The sequence below is a fragment of the Paenibacillus sp. FSL H7-689 genome (assembly GCF_000517905.1).
Taxonomy (GTDB): Bacteria; Bacillota; Bacilli; order Paenibacillales; family Paenibacillaceae; genus Paenibacillus; species Paenibacillus amylolyticus.
This window is the reverse complement of sequence record NZ_ASPU01000021.1, coordinates 132,391-153,082: the sequence shown is the minus strand read 5'-3', so window position 1 is coordinate 153,082 and position 20,692 is coordinate 132,391. Positions and strand designations below refer to the sequence as shown.

Annotated in this window: 21 protein-coding genes and 1 riboswitch; of the genes, 20 read left to right on the top strand and 1 reads right to left on the bottom strand. The window is 47.7% G+C overall.

The features are described 5' to 3' along the window. Positions 1–11: 11 nt before the first annotated feature. Entirely contained in the window at positions 12–866 is an 855-nt protein-coding gene (locus C170_RS18135; RefSeq protein ID WP_051447271.1) for a carbon-nitrogen hydrolase family protein, read from the bottom strand. Between the two features lie 521 nt (positions 867–1,387). Here C170_RS18135 and prfA point away from each other — a divergent pair. The 20 genes from prfA to atpG all read left to right on the top strand — a co-directional run bounded on the left by prfA (position 1,388) and on the right by atpG (position 20,601). Continuing rightward, complete coding sequence (prfA, locus tag C170_RS18130) at positions 1,388–2,455, top strand: peptide chain release factor 1 (protein WP_017691918.1); 1,068 nt, start codon at positions 1,388–1,390, stop codon at positions 2,453–2,455. 24 nt (positions 2,456–2,479) lie between these two features. Further along, positions 2,480–3,364, top strand: a complete 885-nt coding sequence (prmC, locus tag C170_RS18125) for a peptide chain release factor N(5)-glutamine methyltransferase (protein WP_081745989.1) — start codon at positions 2,480–2,482, stop codon at positions 3,362–3,364. Between the two features lie 85 nt (positions 3,365–3,449). After that, positions 3,450–4,670, top strand: coding sequence for an FtsW/RodA/SpoVE family cell cycle protein (locus C170_RS18120; RefSeq protein ID WP_036612586.1), 1,221 nt, complete (start codon positions 3,450–3,452; stop codon positions 4,668–4,670). Between the two features lie 270 nt (positions 4,671–4,940). Beyond that, the gene (locus tag C170_RS18115; protein WP_036612584.1) at positions 4,941–6,161 is read left to right on the top strand and encodes an FtsW/RodA/SpoVE family cell cycle protein; all 1,221 of its coding nucleotides are present in this window, start codon (positions 4,941–4,943) and stop codon (positions 6,159–6,161) included. Between the two features lie 256 nt (positions 6,162–6,417). Continuing rightward, positions 6,418–7,077, top strand: coding sequence for a stage II sporulation protein R (gene spoIIR / locus C170_RS18110; protein WP_036612581.1), 660 nt, complete (start codon positions 6,418–6,420; stop codon positions 7,075–7,077). A gap of 469 nt (positions 7,078–7,546) precedes the next feature. Beyond that, on the top strand, positions 7,547–8,719 hold the full coding sequence (locus C170_RS18105) for an L-threonylcarbamoyladenylate synthase (RefSeq protein ID WP_442789464.1): 1,173 nt from the start codon (positions 7,547–7,549) through the stop codon (positions 8,717–8,719). A 175-nt stretch (positions 8,720–8,894) separates the two neighbouring features. Continuing rightward, complete coding sequence (locus C170_RS18100) at positions 8,895–9,455, top strand: manganese efflux pump MntP (protein WP_036612576.1); 561 nt, start codon at positions 8,895–8,897, stop codon at positions 9,453–9,455. A gap of 58 nt (positions 9,456–9,513) precedes the next feature. Next, positions 9,514–10,086, top strand: coding sequence for a low molecular weight protein arginine phosphatase (locus C170_RS18095; RefSeq protein ID WP_036612575.1), 573 nt, complete (start codon positions 9,514–9,516; stop codon positions 10,084–10,086). Between the two features lie 96 nt (positions 10,087–10,182). After that, positions 10,183–10,264: riboswitch (ZMP/ZTP riboswitch) on the top strand. A gap of 141 nt (positions 10,265–10,405) precedes the next feature. Then, positions 10,406–10,999, top strand: coding sequence for a TIGR01440 family protein (locus C170_RS18090; protein ID WP_036612573.1), 594 nt, complete (start codon positions 10,406–10,408; stop codon positions 10,997–10,999). A gap of 217 nt (positions 11,000–11,216) precedes the next feature. Further along, positions 11,217–12,464, top strand: coding sequence for a serine hydroxymethyltransferase (gene glyA / locus C170_RS18085; RefSeq protein WP_164783303.1), 1,248 nt, complete (start codon positions 11,217–11,219; stop codon positions 12,462–12,464). A gap of 429 nt (positions 12,465–12,893) precedes the next feature. Further along, positions 12,894–13,523, top strand: coding sequence for a uracil phosphoribosyltransferase (gene upp / locus C170_RS18080; RefSeq protein ID WP_017691929.1), 630 nt, complete (start codon positions 12,894–12,896; stop codon positions 13,521–13,523). Between the two features lie 223 nt (positions 13,524–13,746). Beyond that, on the top strand, positions 13,747–14,904 hold the full coding sequence (wecB, locus tag C170_RS18075) for a non-hydrolyzing UDP-N-acetylglucosamine 2-epimerase (RefSeq protein ID WP_036612570.1): 1,158 nt from the start codon (positions 13,747–13,749) through the stop codon (positions 14,902–14,904). 185 nt (positions 14,905–15,089) lie between these two features. Beyond that, positions 15,090–15,344, top strand: a complete 255-nt coding sequence (locus C170_RS18070; protein ID WP_017691931.1) for an AtpZ/AtpI family protein — start codon at positions 15,090–15,092, stop codon at positions 15,342–15,344. Continuing rightward, positions 15,337–15,714 carry an ATP synthase subunit I gene (locus tag C170_RS18065; protein WP_017691932.1) on the top strand — a complete coding sequence of 126 codons (378 nt, stop codon included), beginning with the start codon at positions 15,337–15,339 and terminating at the stop codon, positions 15,712–15,714. The genes C170_RS18070 and C170_RS18065 overlap by 8 nt, the downstream gene beginning before the upstream one ends. Positions 15,715–15,759: 45 nt before the next feature. Beyond that, complete coding sequence (gene atpB, locus C170_RS18060; protein ID WP_017691933.1) at positions 15,760–16,578, top strand: F0F1 ATP synthase subunit A; 819 nt, start codon at positions 15,760–15,762, stop codon at positions 16,576–16,578. Between the two features lie 78 nt (positions 16,579–16,656). After that, a complete protein-coding gene (gene atpE, locus C170_RS18055) occupies positions 16,657–16,881 on the top strand; it encodes a F0F1 ATP synthase subunit C (protein ID WP_017691934.1) in 225 nt (74 codons plus the stop codon). A 113-nt stretch (positions 16,882–16,994) separates the two neighbouring features. Continuing rightward, on the top strand, positions 16,995–17,483 hold the full coding sequence (gene atpF / locus C170_RS18050) for a F0F1 ATP synthase subunit B (RefSeq protein ID WP_036612568.1): 489 nt from the start codon (positions 16,995–16,997) through the stop codon (positions 17,481–17,483). Beyond that, positions 17,480–18,028 (top strand): F0F1 ATP synthase subunit delta, encoded by a 549-nt coding sequence (locus tag C170_RS18045; RefSeq protein ID WP_036612565.1) that lies wholly within the window; start codon positions 17,480–17,482, stop codon positions 18,026–18,028. The genes atpF and C170_RS18045 overlap by 4 nt, the downstream gene beginning before the upstream one ends. Before the next feature lie 16 nt (positions 18,029–18,044). Beyond that, a complete protein-coding gene (atpA, locus tag C170_RS18040; RefSeq protein WP_036612563.1) occupies positions 18,045–19,559 on the top strand; it encodes a F0F1 ATP synthase subunit alpha in 1,515 nt (504 codons plus the stop codon). 169 nt (positions 19,560–19,728) lie between these two features. Further along, positions 19,729–20,601, top strand: coding sequence for an ATP synthase F1 subunit gamma (gene atpG / locus C170_RS18035; protein WP_036612560.1), 873 nt, complete (start codon positions 19,729–19,731; stop codon positions 20,599–20,601). The last annotated feature ends 91 nt before the right edge of the window (positions 20,602–20,692 follow it).

Below are 20,692 nucleotides of genomic sequence, written 5' to 3'. Positions count from 1 at the left end.
ACGAGGTTTGCTTAGTTACCAACAATAGTCTTGAAAGAATAGTGTTCTTTATTTATATCAAACGAATCCGCAAGCATTCTTTCGCCATTTCTAGCTTGATTAAGAAGATCGGGGTCTAATTCAGCTATGAGCAACTCAACGTTGTCTTGCGAGGCATCAATTATATTATCACCTAGAGGGTTCCATACACCGCTATGTCCACACGTATCCCAGACTCCGGTTGTTCCAACGTGATTACACATCGCTGTAAATATCGTATTATCCAGAGCGCGGGCAGGAAACCATACTCGTGACTCTTTGTACCCCATTCCTTTACTAAAAAGAGAGCTACCCATATATAAATGACAGCCATTTTGTGCTAAAAGACGAGAATGTTCAGGGAAACCTGCGTCATAACAGATGGCCATCCCAATATTCCAGCCCTTTAATTTAATGATGACCTGCTCATTATTGGTTGAGAACATTTCTTTCTCCGTTTGAAATAAATGAGACTTGTCATAAACACCCACTTCATGTCCATTGGAATCTATTATAACTGAAGAGATGAACACATCCTCGCCTCTTATTACAGGGGTTCCGATGATTGACCAAATGCCGTACTTTTTGCATGCTTGACGCAACTTATCAATCCTCGCATCATTAATGGAGAGTGTATATTCAGTTACATTGGATTCTACGATTTCTGGCACATATCCCGTCAGATATTTTTCTGGAAACATGATAATATCGGCGTGCTCTTTTCCAGCTTCTTCAATCATCTCATAAGCCCTATTAACGTTCTCTTCAATATTTCCGTCGATCGAAGAACATTGTGCCAAAGCAATCTTTAATTTTTCTGTTGGAAAAACAGCTGGTGTTAAGTTCATAGCATCCATTCCCTCCTAAACTAAAATATCAAAACTATGAATTATAGAGCCCTTGTATATATTTTACAACATCAGAAATAAACTTGAATGATCTATTTGTTACAAACATTCTCGGTAGGCGAATCCATCAGCGGAATGACAACGAGTGAAAGTTGAGAAAATTGAATTATAAAAATTAGTTCATCCGCATGCGGAACAGTTACTATTCAGAACCATAAGAATATGCTATAATTAAGAGTCGTATACCACGTTAAAATTCGCGCTTGAACAGATGAGCTTAAGCGAGTTTCATACAGGGTACGCGATTTCTTGATTTCACTTTAAAAGTAAAGGATTTGATGACGTTGTAGCGATGTTATACGTCGATCATACAGGAATGTGAATACATGCTGCGGTCAGGGGATTCGGTGTGAATCCTGTGCGTTGTGGAATATAGATTATAGATGTTATGAATAATGAAACCGAAATAATTATTAAAAACGATATTTGCATGGACAAAATAATGTGTGAGGTGACTATACATGTTGGATAAATTACAGGCGTTAGCCGACCGTTATGACAAGTTGAGCGAACTTTTGTGTGACCCGGATGTGGCAAGTGACAACAAAAAGTTGCGGGAATACTCCAAAGAACAATCCGATCTGCAACCAACTTATGAAGCGTACAATGAATACAAACAGGTAAGTCAGGATCTCGAAGCTGCAAAGGAAATGCAGGGTGAGAAACTGGATGATGAGATGCGCGAAATGGTCAAAATGGAAATTGACGAACTGAGCACTCGCCAGAAGGAACTGGACGAATTGATTCGTGTACTCATGCTGCCAAAAGATCCGAATGACGACAAAAACGTTATTGTTGAGATTCGCGGAGCAGCTGGTGGAGATGAGGCAGCGTTGTTTGCAGCAGATCTGTATCGGATGTACACACGTTATGCAGATGCACAAGGCTGGCGTGTAGAGCTGATGGATGTTAACACAAATGATCTCGGTGGGTTCAAAGAGGTTGTTTTCCTGATCAACGGACGCGGCGCTTATAGCAAAATGAAATACGAAAGCGGCGCACACCGTGTGCAGCGTATTCCAACAACTGAGTCAGGCGGACGTATTCATACGTCAACTTCAACGGTTGCGGTTATGCCTGAAGCCGAAGATTTTGATATCGAAATTCATGATAAAGACATCCGTGTTGATACGTTCTGTTCCAGTGGTGCAGGTGGACAATCGGTTAATACCACGAAATCCGCAGTACGGGTAACGCACGTTCCAACGGGAATCGTGGCGACATGTCAGGATGGAAAATCACAGAACTCCAACAAGGAAAAAGCGTTGCAGGTTCTGCGTACACGTATCTTCGATATGAAACGTATGGAAGAGGAAGCAAAGATCTCTGTCGAGCGGAAGAGCAAAGTGGGAACGGGCGACCGCAGTGAGCGTATTCGTACGTACAACTTCCCGCAAAGCCGTGTGACGGATCACCGTATCGGCCTGACGATGCACAAGCTGGATCAGATCATGAACGGGGAGATTGAAGATATCTTGTCTGCACTGACGATTGCTCAGCAGACCGAGTTGATGGATAGAGGAGAATAATCTGTGACCCGCGCGCAGTTTGTCATGACGCCGGAACAGAGCTGTCGGGAAGCCTTCGTGGAGGCTTCCTCTTTTTTGGAGAAGTGCGGCGTGTACGAGCCGCAAAACAATGCCCGGCTGCTGTTGGAACATGTACTCGGCGTTTATGGCGCCTCGTATTACATGATGCAGCCGGAGCCTTTTCCCAGCGAGCATCGCAGCCGCTGGGAGGACGCCGTCACGCGCAAGGCTGCGGGTGAGCCGGCGCAATACATTATCGGCAGCCAGGAATTCTATGGGCTGCCGTTCGAGGTCACGCCGGCCGTGCTGATTCCACGGCCGGAGACCGAGCTGTTGGTCGAGGCTGTGCTGCGCGAAGCCGACCGCGTGTTTCCCGACGGCGCTCCGCTCGCCGTCGATATCGGCACGGGCAGTGGCGCCATCGCGGTGACGATGGCTTCACTGCGCCCGCGCTGGCAGGTTGGCGCCGGGGATCTCTCGGCGGCTGCCCTGCAAGTGGCCGCGCGGAACGCGGCCGCGAACGGGGTACAGATCGACTTCCGTGAAGGCGATCTCCTGGCCCCGTTCGCCGGGGCACGGGTGGACATCCTTGTGTCCAACCCGCCATACATCCCGGCGGCTGATATCGCCGGGTTACAGCAAGAGGTGCGCGATCATGAGCCGCGCATGGCATTGGACGGCGGTCCGGACGGGCTTGCACCGTACCGTATCATGCTGGAGCAGTTGGCGCTGTTGCCTGCGCCGCCGCAGATCATTGGTTTTGAGCTGGGCCAAGGGCAGGCTCGCGACATTGCAGCTTTGCTTGAAACGGCGGGACATTGGCCGGAAATTATCATTGTACCGGACCTTGCCGGAATCGAGCGGCATGTCCTGGGTGTTCGTACTTCGGAACAGGTGACGAAAATGTAAGGTTCTGCGGGTTTTCTTTTTGCCGTGAAATCCTCTACAATGAGATATACCGAAGATTTCTGAATGCTTGGGGGAACATAATTACATGCTGCACAAATTTAAAAAGATAGACTATTCTATTGTCTTTATACTCGTTATTCTGATGGGTATCAGTATTTTATCGATTTACAGTACAACGTTTGGTCGTCCAAAGCTGGAGGGACTCCCGAAAAGCGCAGTGATCTTTTATATTTTGGGCTTCGTAGTCTTTTTTGGGATGTCGATGATCAACTATAAATTCATAATCAAAAATTATTTATATATCTATGGCGTGGGGATGCTCCTGCTCATATTCGTTATGTTCTTTGGTAAGGAGTATTATGGTGCAAAAGGTTGGTTGTCCATCTTCGGGGTCAGTTTGCAGCCTGCTGAATTGTTCAAGTTATGCCTGATTGTGTTTTTATCGGCCTTTTTGGCCCGAAAGAAGAACCGTCCGCTCTATTTTGGACGTGACGTTATCCCGATTACACTCTGTGTTCTGCCGCCGTTACTACTCGTATTGCTTCAAAATGACTTGGGAAATGCGTTAAGCTATATAGTCATTCTTGTGGGCCTACTTTGGATTGGTAACATTAAATTTACGCATGCCCTCATTGGCTTTATGATCGCAGTGGCTGCTTTTATCGGTGGTACACAGGCGTATATTCATTACCATGATGAGATTGTTAAATTTCTGAATGACATTGGACGTTCGCACTGGGCGGATCGTTTTGACCCTTGGCTTGTACCAGAGCTGACCTCAAGAGATGTACTCTGGCAGACGTATAATGCAAAGCTTGCGATTGGTTCTGGTGGGATTACAGGCAAAGGTTATATGGAAGGCACAACGATTCAGTCGAATCGGGTGCCGCTGGCCTATGCTGACTCCATCTTTGTGCAGATTGGGGAAGAATTTGGTTTCATCGGTGCCTCGGTACTGCTTCTCCTGTACTTTATCCTGATTCACAGGCTGGTGCTGATTGCACTGGAGTGTAAGGATCGCGCGGGGCCTTATCTCATTGTTGGGATCATAGCGATGCTGCTTTACCAGATCTTTGTTAATATTGGTCCATTCATTGGTCTGATGCCGTTGACAGGAATTACGCTGCCGTTTATCAGTTCGGGTGGTACCTCCATTATGATCAACATGATCAGCATGGGTCTTGTGATGAGTATTAAGGTCCACACGGAAGAGAATGAGGATATTCTTGGCTCTGCGGAACAACCGAGTATTACGGATCTGGTGAGGAAATTGCTAAGACGCAAGCCATCCCAGCAGGAGCAATAACGTTTCTGAGTCAAACCGTGAAATAGCACGTCAGATTTATGTATATAAGCTAGATAACTATAGAACCCTGGAACAGACCAACCCAAGTTACATTGGGTGGATGTTTTGGGGTTTTTATTGTTTTTACGGCGTAATTCAGGCCGTTGAATAGTTCGTTTTTTAACCTGAAACGACCCTGATTTCCATTTTATTATCCAATTATATACAATGGTAATATTGAGTTCAATTGGAAATCATAGAATGCTAGATTTCAGGGGGATGGACAGAGTCATGTTGAGAATGTTGAAAAAGATAGACGGTGTGATTCTTTTTGTAATGCTGTTGCTCATGATTATTAGTGTATTTGCGATTTATAGCGGAACGCAGACAGATGCCAACCTGGCGAATCATCATGTCAAAACGATGTATTTCTATGTGGCCGGGTTCATTGCGGTGCTTGTGATCGGGCTTGTGAATTACAAGTTATACGTGAAATATGCGTTTTATTTGTATGGCTTGGGGATCATATTACTGATCCTGGCCAATGTCCTGGGAAGTTCAATCAATAACGCCAACGGTTGGCTGAAGCTGGGCGAGAACTTTTCTTTTCAACCGGCAGAGCTGTTCAAGATGATTCTGATTCTGTTTCTCGCCCATTTGATCGTGAAGAGACAACGAGGCACGCTGAAATTTTGGAGAGATATTGTGCCGATTGGCTGTTGGGCGTTTATTCCGTTTGCCCTTGTTATGGCTCAGAATGATTTGGGGAATGCGCTGGGGTATGTGGTGATTTTGGCTGCGGTATTCTGGATCGGAAATATGAGGCTGAAGCACGCATTGATTGCACTGGCGATTGTGGGAGTGGCGTTCTTTGGTTTTGTCAAAGCCTATACCTTCTACCATGGTGAAGTTTTCACTTTTCTTGAAAAGATAAAACGTGAGCATTGGGCGGAGCGGATTGATCCCTGGCTTGTACCGGAAAAGGCTACCTCAAAGGCTTCCTGGCATACGAAAAATGCAGGTTTAGCCATCGGTTCTGGGGGCATCATCGGCAAAGGTTATTTGCAAGGAACATCCGTTCAGAGTGGACGAGTCCCCTATACGTATTCTGATTCCATTTTTGTTGTGATCGCAGAGGAGTTTGGGTTTGTTGGTGCATCCGTACTGATTCTGTTGTACTTTATCCTGATCCACCGTATGGTGCTGATTGCTCTGGCATGCAGAGATCGCGCGGGACCTGTCATCATTGTAGGTATTATCGGAATGTTGTTGTATCAGGTGTTTGAGAACGTAGGGGCGTTCCTTGGACTGATGCCACTCACAGGTATTACGTTACCGTTCATCAGTTACGGCGGCACCTCTTTGCTTATTAATATGGCTTGCATCGGTGTAGTCATGAGCATTAAGTTGTACGGGCAAGAAGAGGAGGATGAACTTCTGATGGGAGAGCAGCAACCTCGGTTGTCGGAACGTTTATGGAATATGCTCAAGAAAGAGAAAAGTGCTGTGTAACTGTTGAGTCGGTGTAGGTTAAAAGTAAAGCGGTGAGACGTATAACGTGATCGTTTATAGGAATGAAGAGGTTGATTTGCCCTGTAACCAGGTGCGGATCAGCCTTTTTAACATGATGGGTGAGAAAGTGTAAATCATAGAAACGATTTAGTAGATTTATTGCAAATGCTAGGTTTACTTCCGTCTCTACCGGGCATACTGATAGACATGAGAGAGTTGCAGGTAGCGTGATCAGAGAGCCGAGGGGGAGAACGGAATGAGCAGACGAATTGTAAAGCAAATTGGACTTATTATTGTATGTCTTATGATGATTATCATGATGTGGGAAGGTCAGAAAACGGATGCAGCTGTGGCGGCCACAGCAATTCCAGAACAATCGATTCGCTTGCGTATTCTAGCAAACTCGGATGCACCGGGAGATCAATTGGTGAAACGCGAGATTCGGGATGCTGTCGTTGCTCAGATGGGCGAGTGGGTAGCCGAACTGGAGAATCCGCAAAGTCTGGATGAAGCGCGCAAGGTTATTCGTGAGCATTTGTCCGAGATTGAGAATAGAGTAGGAGAAGAGTTGGCCAGTCGCGGTTTAAATTATGAGTATCAGGTGGAGCTGGGTTCCGTTCCGTTCCCGACCAAGCTGTATGGGGGTACCGTCTATCCTGCCGGAGATTATGAAGCGGTTCGGATCACGCTGGGCGAAGGCAAAGGTCAGAACTGGTGGTGTGTGTTGTTCCCGCCGTTGTGCTTCATTGATGCAGGGACCGGGGATGCACTGGCGAAACCTTCAACCGTATCAGCCGCAGCGGCTGAACCAAGAGATGCAGAAGCATCTGTGCAGGGAGACACACCGGAAGCAAGATTCTTTCTGTGGGATATGGCTGTGAAACTGTGGAGTTGGGTAACTGGATTATTCGCATAACAACCAGTTTATACTATGATAAAGGGCGACTTCGATTATGGGAGCTGCCCTTTTGATATGAATTAGTGGTGAATTTCCGGGCGAAGTTTGAAGGGCATCCGAGTTGGGACAGGTATGTTATAATTACTTATAGTGCGTGTTCAAAAAGTCTGGTTTTCAGTACCAAGAAGATGGAATGAAGCTAGAAATGGAGTGGCGGAGCGTAGGCAAACTACGTGAGTAACCAAAATGTTTCCTTCGGAAACATACTTCGTAAGCCTCCCGCTTATTTCGGCTGAATTTCATATTCGACGTTGATGATGCCGCTAGGCATCTATCGTAATCAAAAGCGTACTTTTTGAACAACCTCTTATATTGAATATGGATATGAACTAACCTACTTGAAGTTTAGGAATGATGATATATGAGCAGAGAAAACGAACCATTGCAACACACCTCTGATATGAGGGATGGTAGAGAAGAACGTGATATGAAAGCTCCGGGAGAGCTGGTCACCGAGATGTGGGATGTACGCGTCTTGGTGAGCGCTGAAAATGATCACGGAATGGGTAATATTGAAATGTTGGATGTGAAAAAGGGGAGCGCCGATCAACAGGCGCTCGCCGACTTGCAGGCTGCCGCAGCCTGCATTCGTCAAGGTCAGACGGTGGCCTTTCCGACCGAGACGGTCTATGGCTTGGGTGCTGATGCGCGTAGCACAGCAGCCGTGGAGGCTGTATTTGTCGCCAAAGGCCGACCTTCCGACAATCCACTGATTGTGCATATCGCGCACCGTGACCAGTTGGATGCGCTGGTCACGGAAGTGAATGAAACGGCGGAAGCGCTGATGGCGGCCTTCTGGCCGGGACCACTGACGCTGGTGCTGCCGGTTAGGCCGGGTGCGGTGTCCCCGCGTGTCACCGCCGGTCTGGACACGGTGGCCGTGCGCATGCCGGACCACCCGGTGGCCTTGCAGTTAATCGCGGCGGCGGCATGCCCTGTAGCTGCGCCAAGCGCCAACCGCTCCGGGCGGCCAAGCCCGACACTCGCGTGTCATGTACGAGAGGATCTGGATGGCCGCATCGGCGGCATTGTGGACGGCGGCCCCACCGGGGTGGGCGTCGAGTCCACGGTTGTGCAGGTCGGTGACGACGGTACCGTCACCATCCTGCGCCCTGGCGGCATTACGGCGGAACAACTGTCCGCCGTTGCCGCCCGTGTCGCCACGGACCCCGCGCTACTCGCGGAGGGGGCCGATGGCGTGGGCAGCCCGGCGCCACGCTCGCCGGGCATGAAGTACACGCACTACGCACCCGCAGGGGCGCTGTGCGTGGTGGAGGGGCCGCCCGCAGCGGTGGCGGCCTGGATCAGCGCCGCCCTCGCAGAGGCGGCGCAGCGCGGAGAGCGCACCGCTGTGCTGGCGTTCGCCGAGCACGCGGAGCAGTACCGCGCCGATGCCGTGTTCTCGCTGGGCGATGCCAGCGAGCTGGAAGAAGCAGCGCGCCGGCTATACGCCGCGCTGCGCAGCTGCGATGAGCAAGGCGCCACATATATTGTGGCTGAAGCCTGCTCACGCGAAGGGCTGGGAGCAGCCGTCATGAATCGGCTGCTCAAGGCTGCGGGGAACCAACTCATACAAGTTGGCAACCAGCGCCCCTTATAACCTCTCCTGATCATACAGTCAGGAGAGTAATCACTCTTTTTCCAAAACAAAATCAAGATTCTATAAAGCCAGCATCTGACCAGAGATCCGTCGCCGTTTGCCTTTCATCGGTCATGTTTAGGTCCTTGTCCGCATATCGTGTACAAGAACCTTTACGTGACTTGGGGGTATGGGGATGTGGGATGTGTCTGCCCATGTAGGGCAGTTGGTAACCATTTTGGTCATGGCTGTTGCGCTTGGCCTCGATGCGTTCTCACTCGGAATCGGAATTGGCATGAAGGGCATTCGGCTGCGGGATGTATTGCGAATCAGTATTGTAACGGCGCTATTTCATATCATCATGCCGCTCATCGGCATGTATATGGGCAAATACGTCAGCTCCCTGCTCGGTGACATTACGACGTATGCGGCAGGTGGATTGCTTGTTTTGCTGGGTGCTCATATGATTCTTAATGCATTCCGTGAAGGCGATACAAAGCTGGTGGACCACCGTTCCCTGCTCGGCGTTGTTTTGTTCTCCCTCAGCGTAAGTGTGGATTCATTCTCCGTTGGCGTATCCTTAGGGATGTTCAGCAGTGATCTGATCTTAACTGTACTTGCTTTCGGTGTGTGTGGCGGGGTGATGTCGGTTATGGGTCTGCTATTAGGCCGTCGGGTAAGCCAGAATCTCGGGGATTACGGCGAAGCTATTGGTGGCGCAATCTTGCTTGCGTTTGGACTTTTGTTTATATTTTAGAATAAAACTTGAGATATCATATCATTCGCATCATATGTAAAATGGGGAGGCTAACACAATGAAACATATTTTATTCGTGTGTACAGGAAATACGTGCCGCAGCCCCATGGCAGAGGGGCTTTTGCGAAAACTGGCATCGGAGCGTGGCATTCAGGTAGAAGTTCGTTCCGCAGGTGTGGCAGCAACGTCGGGTATGCCGATCTCTCGTCATGCTGAAGCGGTTTTGAGAGATCATAACGTTGAAGGTCCACCTCATTCCACACAGCTTAGCTCTAACCTGGTAGGTTGGGCCGATCTGGTTCTTACATTAACACGGAGTCATAAGCAGCATGTCATGCAGGTTTTTCCCGATTCAGTCCACAAAACCTATACATTGAAAGAATATGTGGAGGATGATGAACAGGTATTAAGTGATGTTCAGGAGTTGGACAGCCTGTTTGCAACGCTGGAGATGAAACGTGCCCTTGGCCAAGAGATCCTGGCATCGGAGCGTGAGCGAGCCATTGAGATTAGACAACGAATTCCAAGTTTCGACATCTCCGATCCGTTTGGGGGAAGTCGTGATGATTACAATATAGCTGCAGCTGAGATTCGGACGGCATTGGACCGGCTTTTGGATAAGCTGGGATAATTCTGATCCTGCGAGGCAGGTTATAGAAATAGGACACGTGATGTAAATTAACCGTTGATTTTAGCCGCGGGTTGTTTTATGATGAAGGGGAAAACAGGGATCCGGTGTAACTGGCGACGAAGTGGGCATAACCACGATGGAGCACCGGAACAAACGGCCGGTCGCCTGGGCAAAAGAGCAATTCTGCGTTACCCGCAGACTGCTCTTTTTTTCGTCTTTCATCTGATTATTCGCTATAATAGTACCTGAGATGCCGTGCAAGAATACGAAGGACAACCAAGAGACAGCGGGCATGATTTTATCGGGAGGCGATAATAGGATGACTATAGAGTTAGATTCGGAACAACCCGGATTGCAGGAACAGACCGCGTCTATTTTGCATGAACTGGCGCTTACCGGACAGCTTGGGCCTGGACAGATCGTTGTGATTGGTACAAGCACAAGTGAAGTCGCAGGCGCTCGGATTGGTACGAGTGGTGCCATTGAAGTGGCGCAGCAGCTTCTTGCGGGTATACGCGAGGTGCAGGAAGAGTTCGGTTTTGACACGGTATTCCAATGTTGTGAGCATCTGAACCGTGCGCTGGTAATGGAACGTTCTGTGCTTACTCGACTTGGATTGACCGAGGTTGGTGCAGTACCCGTGCCCAAGGCCGGAGGTTCAATGGCATCCGCAGCATATCGTTCGCTGACCGATCCATGCCTGGCTGAACATGTGCAGGCCCATGCGGGACTGGACATTGGGGAGACGATGATTGGGATGCATCTCCGGCATGTAGCCGTACCCTATCGTACAGCGCTTCGCTATGTTGGAGATGCTCGTGTAACCACAGCGTTGACTCGTCCGAAGTTGATTGGCGGCGAACGCGCGGTGTATCGTATGGAAGAACAACCAGATTCGACATTTTGTGACTAACATATAAAGCGAGATTAATTGGTTACACTTCTGACTTTGATTGCATCACCATCTTCCGATCGCTGTTATCCCCAGATTTTTTTATTCCCTATTTAAAGGGGAAATCCGGTGATAAAGGCGACCACTTCGTTTCTTCAGATTGGTGTTGCACTCGCCGTTTTCGTGTAAACATTAGTTTCACTTTATAACTTCACTTATACCTGGGAGGAATTTAATCATGGAACAATTGCGCAAGAATGACCCGGCAGTACTGGAAGCGATGAATCTTGAACTGAAACGTCAACAGAACAACATCGAACTGATCGCATCCGAGAACATCGTAAGTGAAGCAGTAATCGAAGCAATGGGATCTGTTCTGACCAACAAGTACGCTGAAGGATATCCAGGTAAACGTTACTATGGCGGTTGTGAGCATGTGGACATCGTTGAAGACATCGCGCGTGATCGTGCAAAAGAATTGTTCGGAGCAGAACACGTGAATGTTCAACCTCACTCCGGTGCACAAGCGAACATGGCAGTTTATCTTGCAGCGTTGAAACCTGGTGATACTGTACTTGGTATGAACCTTGCCCATGGTGGACACCTCACACACGGTAGCCCGGTTAACGCATCTGGTTTGCTGTACAACTTTGTGGCATACGGCGTACAGGAAGATACATTCCTGATTGATTATGATGAAGTACGCAAAGCGGCTTTCAAACACCGTCCTCGTCTGATCGTTGCAGGTGCAAGTGCATATCCGCGTACCATTGATTTTGAAAAGCTGGCTTCCATCGCCAATGATGTTGGCGCTTTGTTCATGGTGGACATGGCTCACATCGCAGGACTGGTTGCTGCTGGTTTGCATCCAAACCCGGTTCCACATGCGCATTTCGTAACAACAACTACACACAAAACGCTGCGTGGACCTCGTGGTGGTATGATTCTGTGCCGCAAAGCGTGGGCAGCAGCGATTGATAAAGCCGTATTCCCAGGTTCCCAAGGTGGACCTTTGATGCACGTGATCGCTTCCAAAGCGGTAGCATTCGGTGAAGCTTTGCAACCTTCGTTCAAAACGTATGCAGAGAATGTCGTGAAAAACGCACAGGTTCTTGCTGAAACGCTGATCGCTGAAGGATTGAACATCGTATCTGGTGGTACAGATAACCACTTGATGCTGATCGACACACGCAGTGTGAACATCACAGGTAAGGAAGCTGAGCATGTGCTTGATTCCATCGGTATTACCGTGAACAAAAATGCCATTCCATTCGACCCTACAAGCCCGTTTGTAACGAGTGGTATTCGAATTGGTACACCTGCTGCAACTTCCCGTGGCATGAACGAAGAAGCGATGGTCGCTATTGGTAAGATCATTGCTAAAACGCTGAAAAATCCAAAAGATACAGCGAAGCTGGATGAAGCCCGTGCAGAAGTGACTGCACTGACAGACCAATTCCCGCTCTATACCGATCTTAAATACTAAAAAACTTTGCTCATGCTGTTTGTATTTGAGATGTTCTTAAAATGGGATACAAAAAAACGAAGCAGACAGAATGAGACCGCAGAAGCGAAGCGTTCGCCTTTATCCCCGGATTTTTCCCTTGTTAAAAGGAGAATAAAAAAAATCTGGGGATAACAGCGATCGAAGGATCATTCTGTAGGCGGAGTGCCATTGTATTCATCATTTTCATTTTCTTAACGACATAACAGCAGGAGCAAAACAGGACCGGATGGATCATTTTCCGGTCCTGTTTTTTATAGGATTCGGTAATCTGTAATGATTGGGTGCCCTTTGATGGTGTAATTCGTTGTTGGTGATGATATAATATACAGGATTTATCGAGCCCATGAATGGTGGCTAGGTATATTTGGAAATGCTGAACATGAAGAACTTACCGGAGGGACAAATTAGATGGGAAAATTAGTAATATGTGATCACCCTTTGATTCAACACAAACTGACGTTTATACGCGACATGCGTACGAATACGAAAGATTTTCGTGAATTGGTGGATGAAGTAGCAACGTTGATGGCTTATGAGATTACAAGAGATGTTGAACTGGAAACGATTGATGTACAGACACCTGTAGCTGCAACACAAGGTAAAGTCATCTCTGGACGTATGCTCGGACTGGTGCCGATTCTGCGCGCAGGACTCGGAATGCTGGATGGCGTTGTGAAATTGTTGCCGGCGGCAAAAGTTGGACATGTTGGTCTTTTCCGTGACCCGGAAACACTGCAACCGGTAGAATACTACACCAAACTGCCTACAGACGTAACAGAGCGTCAATTGATTGTAATTGATCCGATGCTGGCAACCGGTGGTTCGGCAATTGCAGCTATTGACGTGCTCAAAAAACGTGGCTGTACCCAAATCAAGATGATGAACTTGGTTGCGGCACCGGAAGGCGTAAAAGCTGTGCAAGATGCACATCCCGATGTGGACATCTATGTAGCAGCATTGGACGACCGTCTGGACGATCATGGTTATATCGTTCCAGGGCTTGGAGATGCAGGAGACCGTCTATACGGCACTAAATAAGCATATCGCATGCTTTGTAAGAGGTTGTTCAAAAAGTCCAATTTTGATTACGAAGGATGCCCAAGGGCATCATCGGCATCGAATATGAAATTCAGCCGAAATGTCCGTTGCTCACGTAGTTTTCCCTACGCTCCGCTACTCCATTTCTACCTTCATTCCATATTCTTGGTACTGAAAACCGGACTTTTTGAACATGAACTTATAGAAAAGGGGCTTTGCTCGAATGTCCAACAAAATTAAAGTTATGACGATCTTCGGGGTGCGTCCGGAAGCCATCAAGATGGCTCCGCTTATTTTGGAATTGCAGAAACACCCTGAGTCTATTGAATCTATTGTTTGCGTAACTGCGCAGCATCGCCAGATGTTGGATCAGGTACTTGAAGTTTTCGACATTCATCCCGATTATGATCTGGATGTGATGAAGGACCGTCAGACATTGAATGAAATTACAATTCGTGTGCTTGGTGGTCTGGAGCCGGTGTTAGCTGAAGCTAAGCCGGATATTGTACTGGTTCACGGGGATACATTAACTACCTTTGTAGCGAGCTATGCAGCATTCTTGCAACAGATTCAGGTAGGACATGTGGAAGCGGGGCTGCGGACGTGGAACAAGCTGTCTCCATATCCGGAAGAGATGAACCGTCAGCTGACGGGAGTACTGGCTGATCTACACTTTGCGCCTACGGATTGGTCTTCTTCCAATCTTGCCAAAGAAAATAAATCGGAGTCTAGTACGTACGTCACAGGCAACACGGTAACAGATGTGTTTCAATATACTGTACGGGAGGACTACACACACCCGGTACTTGATTGGGCCCAAGGCAAACGCCTTGTGCTGATGACAGCTCATCGCCGTGAATCTCAAGGCGAGCCTCACCGCAACATTTTCCAGGCCGTCAAACGGATTGCCGACGAATTTGAAGATATTGCCATCGTGTACCCGGTGCATCCAAGTCCTGCTGTGAAGGAGCCGGCTCACGCGATCTTGGGGAATCATCCCCGTATTCAATTAATTGATCCACTAGACGTGGTGGATTTGCATAACTTTTATCCGCACACTCACTTGATTTTGACCGATTCAGGCGGTTTGCAGGAAGAAGCTCCTTCGTTTGGTGTGCCTGTGCTCGTATTGCGCGATACAACAGAACGCCCGGAAGGTATTGAAGCCGGAACGCTGGAATTGGTAGGTACCGAAGAGGAACTTGTGTATGAACGGACCAAAGCTCTGCTTACAGACAAAACCCTGTATGAAAGCATGAGTCAGGCTGCCAATCCATACGGTGATGGACATGCTTCGGAAAGAATTGTCAATGCGATTTTGCATCATTTCGGTGTAAATAGTGAGCGTCCGGAATCATTTCACAGAAAATTCAAAAAATAATACATTTTTTCTGACGGATTTATAAAGGGCAAGCATACAGTTAAACTGTACGGTTTACGCGGGTTTATGGGCTTTGAGGGTCTGTATTCCCGTCGTTTCCCCCTTTAAAACGCTAAAATCATTCAATTGACAAAGGCTCTCATCATTCAGTAAAATTAACTGGGATTGCAAGGGTGGCGTGGAAAATGGCCGATTCGAACAAACCAAATTCATCCCGTAACCATGACGATAATGTATGGAAAGCGATGGGACTCGTGACAGCTTTTGGGATCGAGATTGCCATTCTCGCTGTTGCCGGATATTACGCTGGCTCCTGGTTGGACAAGACCATCGGAGGTAACGGAATATGGATCGCCGTAAGCGTTCTCTTTTTTCTTGCGGCAGGCGGTGTAAGCATCTACTTTATCGCGAAAAAAATCATGGGGGAAAGTGATGAGTGAACTAACCAGATACCGCAGATCGATGACTGTTTTCGTCATGTACTTTCTTATGATTTGTTTTCTCGCAGCGGCCTTTATGCCACGTGTGGAGACAATTGCTTTGGGACTGGCCCTGGGTACAGGAGTTAGCTGGATCAATGCATTTTACCTGGGCTACAAAGTAAGGAAAATGTCTGATGATGCGGCAGAAGGTAACTTGAAGCGTGTCAACTTGGGATTTTTGACAAGAGCGGCATTCGCTGTGCTCGGTATATTCATATCGATGCGCTTTCCGCAGTACTTCAATACATATGCGGTTGCAGGCGGTCTCGTCATTGCACAATATTCCTTATTGATTATAGGGATTGTCTATTCCCGCAGAGCAGAATGATGTTAAGGGCTGCAGCTTTCAAGTCGAGAAAGGGGTGAGAAAAATATGCATGAAGCTCCAATTATTATGCTTGGCGGATTTCGACTGGATCTATCTGTTCTGTTGATGCTGGTAGTTACAGGTGCAATTGTTTTTATTTTTGCTGTACTGGCAACACGGAGATTATCCGTTGAAAATCCCGGCAAGCTGCAAAATTTTATGGAGTGGGCAGTAGAATTCGTCCGCAATCTGATTTCCAGTACAATGGATATGAAGAAAGGTAAACATTTTATCTCTCTCGCTCTTTCCATGATTATGTTCATTTTTGTAGGGAACATGCTCGGCCTTCCGCTCGTGGCTGTATCTGAGGTAACAGATGTTAATCAGGCACAGGTATTCGGTAAGCCGATTGTTACAGCGGTGGAGGCGTTTGAAAAAGCGCATGCCAAGGACCCTGAAGCACACCCACACGTTGAACTGGCTTGGTGGAAATCACCAACAGCCGACTTGTCTGTAACGATGGGACTTGCTCTCGTAGCGTTCCTTGTATCTCATGGACTTGGATTGTTCCGTAACACCAAAGGGTATCTCCAGCATTACTTCAAGCCATTCGCCTTGTTCTTGCCAATCAACTTGATTGAGACGGCATCCAAGCTGTTGACACACGGTATGCGTTTATTCGCGAATATCTTTGCAGGTGAGGTACTGATCGCAACGATCCTGAAACTGACCACATTCAAAGTGTTTGGTGCTATTGCAGCGATTCCGCTACTTATGGTGTGGCAAGGCTTTAGTATCTTTATCGGCGCGATTCAGGCATTTGTGTTTGTTATCTTGATGATGGTATACATTTCACAGAGCATCGAGACGCATGACGAGCATTAAGTTTCAAGCCCTACGAAGATTTCTTCACCAGGCTGAACAATAAAAAATTCGATTTATCATTTTAAGGAGGATATACAAATGGGAGCAATGGCATTAATCGCAGCAGCAATTGTTGCAGGACTGGGCGCGTTTGGCGCAGGTATTGGTAACGGTATGGTAATCAGCAAAACGGTGGAAGGTATTGCCCGTCAACCGGAAGCAAAATCCACTCTTCAAACAACAATGTTTATCGGTGTAGGTTTGATCGAGGTATTGCCGATCATCGGTGTGGTACTCGCGTTCATGTTCTACGGTATGGCTTAATCAAATTTTAAAGGTTTGGCGGGGAAGGCCATAGCCATCCGCGCCTTCTTTTTAGGTAATGTCCGTTCTAACGGATGACGTTTCAAGGATACCTCCAGGAAGGAGTGAACAGATTGAGTTTCATATGGGAAAATACGCTTCTTGCGATTGTTGCATTTGCAATTTTATATTGGCTGCTTAGCCGTTATGCCTTCGGGCCTTTGTTCTCCATTATGGAAAAACGTCGTGAACTCGTGATGACGCAGATGAATGAGGCTGCACAGACTCGGGAACAGGCCATTGCCTATGTGGAGGAACAAAAACAAGCTCTTGAGCAAGCACGTCAAGATGCTTATGACATCATTGAACAGTCCAAACAAACAGGTGGCAAACAAGCTGAATCGATTTTGGCTGATGCAAAAGCTGAAGCTAATCGTCTGAAAGACGATGCAGTACGCGAAATCGAGAGCGAGAAGAACAAAGCAGTCGCAGCACTTCGCAGCGAACTGGGTACAGCTTCCGTTCAGATTGCATCCAAGTTGATCAAAAAAGAAGTTGAGAACGGTCCTGCACAAGAAGAGCTTGTGAACCAATACCTCAATGAGGTAGGAGGCCGACAATGAGCCGCGATACGATAGTTGCCAAGCGTTATGCGAAAGCATTGTTCGAAGTTGCTCTTCAGCAACAGCAGGTGCTTGAGGTTGAACAGGAACTGGTTGCAGTAGTCAGTGCATTGACCGGAGATGCAGATATCGAGAAGTTTATCGTATCCCCTAACATTTCTGATGAAGCCAAGCAGAACGTAATTCACTCAAGTCTTGATGGCAAGGTATCCGATTCAGTCCTTCGTACAGTCTTGTTGTTGATTGAGCGCGGACGCGTTGAATTGCTGGGAGACTTGCTGAATGATTATCGGAAGATCCAAGGTGAGTCGCTGGGCATCGCTGATGCGCGTGTCTACTCGACTTATGCGTTGAATGATGAAGAAAAAGAAGCGGTAGCCCGTGAATTCGGTGGCCGTGTGAATAAAAAGATTCGTATCGAGAACATTGTTGATCCGACTCTGCTGGGCGGATTGAAAGTCGCCATTGGCGATACGATCTATGACGGCAGCTTGGCTGGCAAGCTCGAACGTCTTGAGCAGTCTTTTAACAGACGAGTACAGTAGATTGGGGTGAGGACACTTGAGTATCAAACCAGAAGAAATCAGTACATTAATTAAGAGCCAAATCGAACAATACAAGACCGATATCGATGTAGTCGAAGTCGGAACGGTAATCGAGGTTGGTGATGGTATCGCTCGTGTTTACGGACTTGAGAACGTCATGTCCAACGAGTTGGTTGAATTCCCAAGCGGTGTTATGGGACTCGCCATGAACGTCGAAGAAAGCAATGTCGGTGTCGTTATCCTGGGACCTTACTACGATATTCGTGAAGGTGACCAAGTGAAACGTACTGGTCAAATCATGCAAGTGCCTGTAGGCGAAGCATTGATTGGACGCGTTGTGAACCCGCTCGGTATTCCTGTAGATGGCAAAGGGCCAATCGCTACAACGGAATTCCGTCCGGTTGAAGGTAAAGCACCAGGCGTAATGGATCGTAAATCGGTTCATGAGCCGATGCAAACAGGGATCAAAGCCATTGATGCAATGGTTCCAATCGGTCGTGGACAACGTGAGTTGATCATCGGTGACCGTCAAACAGGTAAAACATCCATCGCGATTGATGCGATCCTGAACCAAAAAGGTAGCGGCATGAAGTGTATCTACGTGGCTATTGGTCAGAAACAGTCTACGGTTGCTCAAGTTGTGGAAACTCTTCGTCGTAAAGGCGCAATGGAGTACACAATCGTTGTAACTGCAGCAGCTTCCGATCCATCACCACTCTTGTACATCGCACCGTATTCCGGTTGTTCGATGGGTGAGTACTTCATGTACAAAGGCGAGCACGTTCTGGTTATCTATGATGACTTGACCAAACAAGCCTCTGCATATCGTGAGCTTTCCTTGTTGCTTCGTCGTCCACCGGGCCGTGAGGCTTATCCGGGTGACGTCTTCTACCTGCACTCCCGTTTGCTGGAGCGTGCTGCGAAGCTGAATGATGAACTGGGTGGTGGTTCTTTAACCGCACTGCCGTTCATTGAAACACAAGCCTCCGACGTATCAGCATACATTCCAACGAACGTAATCTCCATCACGGACGGACAAATCTTCCTGGAAGCTGACTTGTTCAATGCTGGACAACGCCCGGCAATCAACGTAGGTATTTCCGTATCTCGTGTCGGTGGTTCTGCTCAGATCAAAGCGATGAAAAAGGTTGCAGGTTCCCTGCGTCTCGACCTCGCTCAATATCGTGAGCTTCAAGCGTTCTCCCAGTTTGGTTCCGATCTGGACAAAGCGACTCAGGCTCGCCTGAATCGTGGTGCACGTATGATGGAAATCCTGAAGCAAGGTGTAAACCAGCCTCTGGCCGTAGAACAACAGGTGGTCAGCTTGTACACAGCCGTTAAAGGATTCCTGGATGAAATTCCTACAGGTGATGTGACTCGTTTCGAAGGTGAGTTCCTTGCCTTCATGGAGAGCAGTCATCCGGAAATTCTTGCATCCATCCGTGATACTAAAGAATTGACTGCAGACAACGAAAATGCACTGAAAGGTGCAATTGAGAAGTTCAGAAAGAGCTTTGCTGTCTCTGTCTAAATAAATGACTGCAGGTGCGGAGTTGTCTAACCGATTCCGCATGTCTGCATGTAATACTTTGACTCTGTCAAAAAAAGATGATGCTTACGAAGTAACTTTGACCCCGTCAAAGTAGGGTTGTGCTTACGATGTAGTTTTGACTTTGTCAAAACTTTAAGGTGGTGAAATCATGGCAAAAGGCATGCGCGAAATTAAGCGGCAAATTAAAAGCGTACAAAGCACCAAGCAGATCACCAAAGCAATGGAGATGGTAGCTGCTGCAAAACTGCGTAAAGCGCAGGAAAAAGCGGAAGCAGCCCGTCCTTATTCGGAGAAACTGAAAGAAGTTGTAGCTAGTATTGCATCAAGCACGCAAGGTATACAGCATCCGATGCTGGAGAGCCGTCCGGTCAAAAAGACAGCTTACCTGATCATTACATCGGACCGTGGTCTTGCAGGTGGATACAATGCGAACGTTTTGCGTCAGGTTAATCAGACGCTCAAAGAGCGCCACAACTCCCAGGATGACTACGAATTGTTCGTCATTGGACGTAAAGGACGCGATTACTTCAGACGTCGTGAAATTGCGATGGCATCCACAACAACGGATCTGTCGGATTCGCCTTCATTTGCAGACATCAAATCCATCGCACACGAAGCTGTTCATGGGTTTGAACTGGCTGAATTTGATGAATTGTACATTTGTTATAACCGCTTTGTGAATGCGTTGACCCAGATTCCTACGGTAGAAAAACTTCTTCCGATGGAAACACCTGAGGTAACTGCTGCGGAAGGACCAACGGCAAGCTACGAATACGAGCCGTCTGCTGAAGCTGTACTGGAGGTTCTGCTTCCGCGTTACGCGGAAACGCTGATCTATGGTGCACTTCTGAACGGTAAGGCAAGTGAGCTCGGCGCGAAAATGACGGCAATGGGTAATGCAACCAAAAATGCATCTAAACTCATTAACGACTTGTCATTGACCTATAACCGTGCCCGTCAAGCGGCGATTACGCAGGAGATTACGGAAATTGTGGCAGGTGCCAACGCAGCACAAGGCTAACCGTTTTTTTATTAATGAAGGCTTGCAGAGCAAAGATAAACGAACGGTACATTATTTTTGCAAAAGTAGCAGGCTTGTAGGAGGGGAACGT